The sequence below is a fragment of the Nitrospira sp. BLG_2 genome, from assembly GCF_049222245.1.
The window spans coordinates 1-6,154 of sequence record NZ_JBLYIG010000210.1; the positions used below are offsets into that span (position 1 = coordinate 1).

Annotated in this window: 4 protein-coding genes; 3 read left to right on the top strand and 1 reads right to left on the bottom strand. The window is 59.0% G+C overall.

Annotated elements, in window-relative coordinates; translation table 11 throughout:
• Nucleotides 1-307: 307 nt before the first annotated feature.
• Both ACOSYY_RS05845 and ACOSYY_RS05850 read left to right on the top strand, forming a co-directional pair.
• The gene (locus ACOSYY_RS05845; protein WP_421661326.1) at nt 308-667 is read left to right on the top strand and encodes a hypothetical protein; all 360 of its coding nucleotides are present in this window, start codon (nt 308-310) and stop codon (nt 665-667) included.
• Nucleotides 660-1,313: a chemotaxis protein CheB gene (locus tag ACOSYY_RS05850; protein ID WP_421661327.1), complete on the top strand. Its 654-nt coding sequence runs from the start codon at nt 660-662 to the stop codon at nt 1,311-1,313. The genes ACOSYY_RS05845 and ACOSYY_RS05850 overlap by 8 nt, the downstream gene beginning before the upstream one ends.
• 105 nt (nt 1,314-1,418) lie before the next feature.
• On the opposite strand, the gene ACOSYY_RS05855 is transcribed toward ACOSYY_RS05850, so the two are convergent.
• Complete coding sequence (locus ACOSYY_RS05855) at nt 1,419-5,657, bottom strand: chemotaxis protein CheB (protein WP_421661328.1); 4,239 nt, start codon at nt 5,655-5,657, stop codon at nt 1,419-1,421.
• A gap of 325 nt (nt 5,658-5,982) precedes the next feature.
• Here ACOSYY_RS05855 and ACOSYY_RS20390 point away from each other — a divergent pair.
• Nucleotides 5,983-6,154: pyruvate dehydrogenase E1 component-related protein (locus ACOSYY_RS20390; RefSeq protein WP_526023290.1), on the top strand; the 172-nt coding region annotated here is incomplete at its 3' end.

Here is a 6,154-nt window from a genome sequence, read left to right on the forward strand (position 1 = left end):
GAAAAAGAAGCCGGCAGCGACAGCCACCAGTAACCTCATTCTATAAATCCGATAGACGGGGAGGCGAAACCCTCCCCGTTCCCTCCCGCAAAACCGCTCAATCGTGTACGGCAGATGTCCCTATTGGTAGCTCAGGAAGAGCCCAGGGTAACGAGCGACCGAGATGTTCGACATCATGAGCGCACATATCCTACGGCATGGGTTCGGACTCAACAGTGGGACGCCCTGTCTACGCCCTCGGTGATCTCCCAGTCGTAAGCCGGCATCTTTGGTCTACATAATTACTCATGCTGATGTCCGGACCCCCATGATCAGTTGTCCGGCCTGCGCGGGCGTCGTCCGCACGGAGTCCAGCCCGCGTCATCGCCTCGTCTTCATCTGCAGTGTGGGCCATACCTTTTCCTTAGAGGAGTTGTATCAAGCCAAAGAAGAGAGCGTGGAGGAGTACGAATGGTCGGTTATCGCCTTGCTCAAACACCTGCAGATGATCCTGGGACTCTTGTTGGAGCCACCCTCCTCAGGACCCGAACGGTTTGACGTCAACAGGATCCGACGACGAGAGGAGCAGGTGCGATCGCAGATTGCCCTCATTGAGCGGGTGATTCAGGAAACCCACATGGCCACCCAGGTTTCCGTCACTGTAAAAGAGCCCTTCACCCATGAATGAAGAACGGATTAAACGGGATGTCATCGTCATCGGCGCGTCTGCCGGGGGTGTCAAACTCCTACAGTTTCTCTGTGCGGAACTGGAGGCCGATCTCCCCGCGGTGATGGGGATCGTGATCCATCGGAGCCCCTGGTTTCAAAGCGATGTCTCAGGGCTGTATGGAGCCCAAGCCCGCGTCCGCGTGCGGGAAGCCAAAGCGCATGACCCCCTTGAACATGGCACGGTCTATTTTGCTCCGGCGGACCACCATATGTTGTTTACCAACGCGCACGTCGAGTTGTCACGCGAAGCCAAAGTGCATTTCTCGCGGCCGTCCGTCGATCGTTTGTTTGTGTCGGCCGCGGCGGCCTACGGAAATCGAGTTGCGGCGGTCCTCCTCTCCGGCGGAGGCTCGGACGGAGCGCACGGCTTTATCAAGATTAAGGCAGGCGGCGGGCTGACGCTCGTCCAATTACCGGAAGAAGCTTCGCATCCCATGATGCCGTTGGCCGGCATTCGAGAAGACAGTCCCAGTGCCGCCGTCTCGATGCGTGCCTTACCCAGGATCTTGGCGGCCTTGGCAAGAGGGGAGAAGATCCATATTGAAAAACCTGGATTCGAATATGACAACGTCCGTCAGGGTTCTCCCAGCGGGTTGCGGGCATAGTCGCTCAACCTGTCCAAGCGAGCCAAGGCTCGCCGCTTCGTGCTCTCGGCGTTCACGCCTAGCCCAAAAGCATCGACCTAACGTGCCGCAGTACTAAAATGTCGGTCACTTGACCGGTCGAGGGTCAGGGACATCGACGCACAGTTCTCCGACGGTTCCATCGCCGAGGTCGCGGCCGGCGAAACGCATCCAACGGCGCGAGCCGTCTTTGCAGATGTACTCCTTTTCATAGGGGCCGATCTTGCCGGTTTTGGCCAGCTTTTCGAGTTGCGCTTCGCTCTCACCCACGAAATGGGGGGGCGTCAGCTTTCGCCATGTCAATGCGCGGCTCTCGACGTCCTTTTCAGTGTACCCGGTCATCTTGAGGAACGCCTCGTTCGCATGAACGATCGTGCCGGTCCCGTCGAAGAAAATCATCCCGAACCCCTCCGTCTCGGACATCCGCTGCAGCCGCTGCTCGCTCTTTTGCAGCGCGTTCTGGGCACGGCGACGTTCGAAGAAGTCGGCGGCCTGGCGCGCGAGCACGTCGAGCAGGCGCAGCTCCCGCTCGCCGGGGACGTGCACCTTTCGCCAGTGGGTGGAGATCACCCCGATGAGCCGGCCATCGCGCGCGGTCACCGGAGTGGACTGCACGGCAAGAATGCCGCAAAGCCGATAGCGCTCCATAGTGTCGGCGGGCGTTTGCGCTTCGGGCGCGCTCACATCGGGAATGATGACGCGGTCGCCTTCACGGAAGGCCGCCCCGCAACTGGTGCCGGTCGCGAGTGACATGGTCTCCCAAAACCGGGCCGCTTGCGGATGGAAATTTCGCCATGCGATCAGACGCATTTCATGCCCGTCTTCGTCGAGCACCTGGAGGCTGGCACAGTCCGCGCCCATGATCGCCATCGAGGCGTCGAGGATGTGCTCATAGAGCTCCTCATGACTACCATCCTTGATGAACAAGCCGCTGACCTTTTGCAGTTGCTGAGCATCGGTGAGTTCGCGCACCTTGGCTTCGCGCAGCGCTTCCTGGGCGCGCGCCCGCTCGAGCACATCCGCTGCTAGCCGGGCCAGCACGTCGAACTGCGCCACGTCGCGCTCGTTGGGTTCGTAGCGCTGGGCCCAGTGCGTGGACAACGTCCCGACCATTCGTCCATCCCGTGAAATCAGGGGCGTGGATTGCACGGCGGTGAGGCCGCTGCGCCGGTATTCCTGCAGGCTTCCGCTGGCGATGCCGGACGCCGGATCATTCACATCCAACACGACCATCCGTTGTCCATGCTCCAAGGCCGCGCCACAGGCGCTGGGCGTGTCGGTCGAAACGCGTTGCCAATAGGCGGCCGAGTCCGGGTGGAATCCGCGCCATGCGAGCAACTGCGGCTCGTCCGTTTTAGGATCGAGCATGTGCAGGCTGGCCGCATCGGACCTTAAAAGAGCGGCGGCGGCATTCACGATGGCATCGCAGATGGGCTGGATATTCTCCTGCTCGAAGAACAGCCGGCTGATCGCCTGCAACTGCTGGGTATCCTTCAACTCACATGTCAACTTCTGCTCGCTGTCGCGCAGGGCTTTTTCCGCGCTCCGTTGTTCGATGATGTCGGCGGCCTGTCGGGCGAGCAGGTCGAGAAAGCGCAGTTCTCGTTCCGAAGGGCGATGACCGGCCTCGCGCCAGTGCGTCGAAACCATGCCGATGGGCTTGCCCGCCCGCGAGATGAGCGGTGTGGACTGTGCCGAGAGCAGGCCGTCCTGGACGTGCCGGCGCATCGAGCCGCCTTCGTCAGCAATGCCCGGCTGATCAAAATCCACAAAGGAGCGTTGCCCGGACTTGAGCGCCATGCCGCAGGGAGTGTTTGAACCGGCGTCAACGCGAAAAAAGAATTCAATCATGCCTCTTGTGATGTTGCGCGCGGCGAGGAAGACGAGTTCTTGGGTATCATCGTCGAGCCGCTGCACTGTACCGGCATCGGCGCGAGTGATTTCGACAGCTGCCGTCAGAATTTCGTCATAAATCGTTTGGATGTTCTCCTCGGTGATCAGCCGCGCGCCCAAATCCTGGAGAATTTTCGTATGGCGGAACTCTTCGGCCACGGTCGCTTCGGCCCGTTTGCGCTCGGTGATGTCCACCAGTGTCAGCACGACGCCGCCGATCTGGTCGTCGGGCGTGCGGTATGGGAGAACCCTTGCCAGTAACCAAGCACCATTCCCATCCGCGATCTCCCGATCGATGGGGGCGGCATCTCTCAGCACCATATGTAGATCGTCCTGCAGGTCTCGATAATCAAGCTGGTGGCGAAGATCCGATAACGGGCGGCCCACGTCGCCGGGGATAAGACGGAAGAGGCGGGTTGCCGGCGGCGTATACCGCATGATGCGCAAATCCTGATCGAGAAAGATCGTCGCGATCGCGGTGGCGTCCATCAGATTGCGCAAGTCGCTGTTGGCGCGGGTCAGTTCATCGAGATTCAGCGTGAGTTCTTGGTTCACCACCGACAGCTCTTCGTTGATGGATTGCAGCTCCTGCCGGTTGATGTCGAGTTCTTCAGTCGCGGCGCGCAGCTCTTGATTGATGGCCTGCAACTCTTGATTGCTGCCGGCGAGTTCGCCCGACCGGTTTTCATATTGGTGGATGATGTCTTCAAGGCGCCGTCTGGTGTCCTCAAGCTCCAGTCGCAACTCGGCCATAGTCTGTTCCCGCTCGGAAGCCGGATTCGGCTCTTGAATCAGCGCGTCTAGATATGATGCCGGAGCAATCGGGGCCGGCTCGCATTGATTTGTCGCCGAGCCGGCACCGTCAAAGACAGGGCTCAGTAACATCGGAGAAGCCTGTGCCTGATTTCGAATCCCGTGGGCACGCAGCCACAAGTCATTGCCCCCTCTTACGGCGGTAGGCCGGATGTTGAGCCCGGCTTTGGGCCGATAGATGCGGTGTTGCTCGTCCAGCGGATCGAACAAGTCCCGATCCTTCGAATCAGCCGATCCCAGAAACAAAAGACCACCGGGGTCCAAGGCGTAATGCAGGGTCTTCATCACGCGTTTCTGCGCATCCGCATTCATGTAGATGAGCAGATTGCGGCAGGAAATGAGACTCATCCTCGGAAACGGAGGATCTTTGACTGCGTCATGCGTCGCAAACAACATGGCTTGTCTCAATTCACGCCTGACACGGAAGCCTTGCGGTTCCTTCGTAAAAAACTGTTCCAGTCGCTCTTCACTGATCTCTTTCTTGATCGAGTCGGGGTAGAAGCCGCTCCGCGCGACGTGGATGGCGGTCGGATCCAAATCGGTCCCGAACACCTGCACGGCGGGTGGGTCGTTAAGAGTCCGAGCGTGCTCCATCAGGACGATGCCGATGGAATAGGCTTCGGCGCCGGTGGCGCAGCCCGCCACCCACACTCGTAGGTGGTCGCCGATACCATTGCCTTCAAATAACGAAGGCACGCACCGGGACAGGGCTTTAAACGCCTCCGGATCACGGAAAAAGTGCGTCATCGAAATGAGTAGGTCCTGCGCCAGCGCCTCGGCGTCTTCGGCTCCCGCCCGGAGCAGGTGAAGATACCCGCCGAGGGTCTCGGCTCCGCACAACTGCATGCGATAGGCGAGACGCCTCAGAATGGTATCCCGGCGGTAGTACGAAAAATCTTTGGCGGTTCGGCGGCGTACGATCGACAGTAATTCCTCGATCAGATCCTCGTCGGTGTTTTTCAACGTCTCGAGGATCGGCGCCTGTCCCTCAGGGATCTGTTGCGGTCGCGCGTGACTGTCCAGCCGGTAGTATTGAACTACGCGTGCTGCAATCTGGGAGACGCGCACCACTTGCTGGGCGGCCCCGGCTGCCATTGCCGCCTGAGGCATGGTGGGATACGCAGCCTCCCGAGGGTCCTGCACGATGGTGAGACCGCCCCGTTGCTTCATGTCCTTCATTCCGGCTGTGCCATCCGCATCGGCGCCCGAAAGAAGAATCCCCACGGCGTGAGACCCGTACGTCTCTGCCAACGAGCGGAAGAAAATATCGATGGCCCTACGACGGCCCAGATCTCGCCTTTGATTTGCCAGCAATAAATAGCCAATCCCGCACGTGAGACATTTCCCCGGAGGGATGACATACACCTGATTCGCTTCGATCCTTTGTTGATCGCGCGGAAACAACACCGGCATCGTCGTGACATGTTGCAATAATCGTGGCAAGTCGCTCGGAGTCGTGGGCATGAGATGCAGAACGACGACAAAAGCTAAGCCGCTGTCCGGAGGCAAAGATTGAATGATGGTCTGCAACGGCTGCAGGCTTCCGGCCGACCCGCCGATCGCAACGATCGGAATGATCGGTGGGCTGCTGTCTGCATGGATGGTGTCTGAGCTCCGCATATGAATTACAAGTCCATATCATTAATTCCAGTTTCCGGAGTCGGCCACTTGTTCGTCATTCCCTCATGTTGTAAGTAGGAACGTTATATTCCGCGAACTCGCTCGTGATTCCGATCATTCATCTGCGAATCCGGAGTCATCACACTCGTTGATATGGTGACATCCGATCACGTCACAATCAATCCGATAAACCGATGATAGAAGGCCTGGTGAGTCCCCTAGTAGGAGGACTAGAATGTGTGAGGTAGGAAACGGTAACATCGTTTCGACGGACATTCAGACCCGGCACTTCGGACGATTTTCCAACATTCAAAGAGGGTAGATAGTGGACGACGATCATTGCAGTCCGCAACCGCAGTCTGACGTCGATCCTCAGGAAACTCGGGAGTGGCTGGACTCTCTTGAGTACGTCTTGGAGGGAAAAGGAGGAGATCCGGCTGATGCCGGAGCTCGAGACCGAGGAGCTGAGCCTCCTCTACCAGGCCAAGGGAATCCCG

Excerpts from the sequence above, each read along its gene's own strand:
- ACOSYY_RS05855 (WP_421661328.1), bottom strand. The coding sequence starts at position 5,657 with ATGCGGAGCTCAGACACCATCCATGCAGACAGCAGCCCACCGATCATT.
- ACOSYY_RS05850 (WP_421661327.1), top strand. The coding sequence starts at position 660 with ATGAATGAAGAACGGATTAAACGGGATGTCATCGTCATCGGCGCGTCT.
- ACOSYY_RS05845 (WP_421661326.1), top strand. The coding sequence starts at position 308 with ATGATCAGTTGTCCGGCCTGCGCGGGCGTCGTCCGCACGGAGTCCAGC.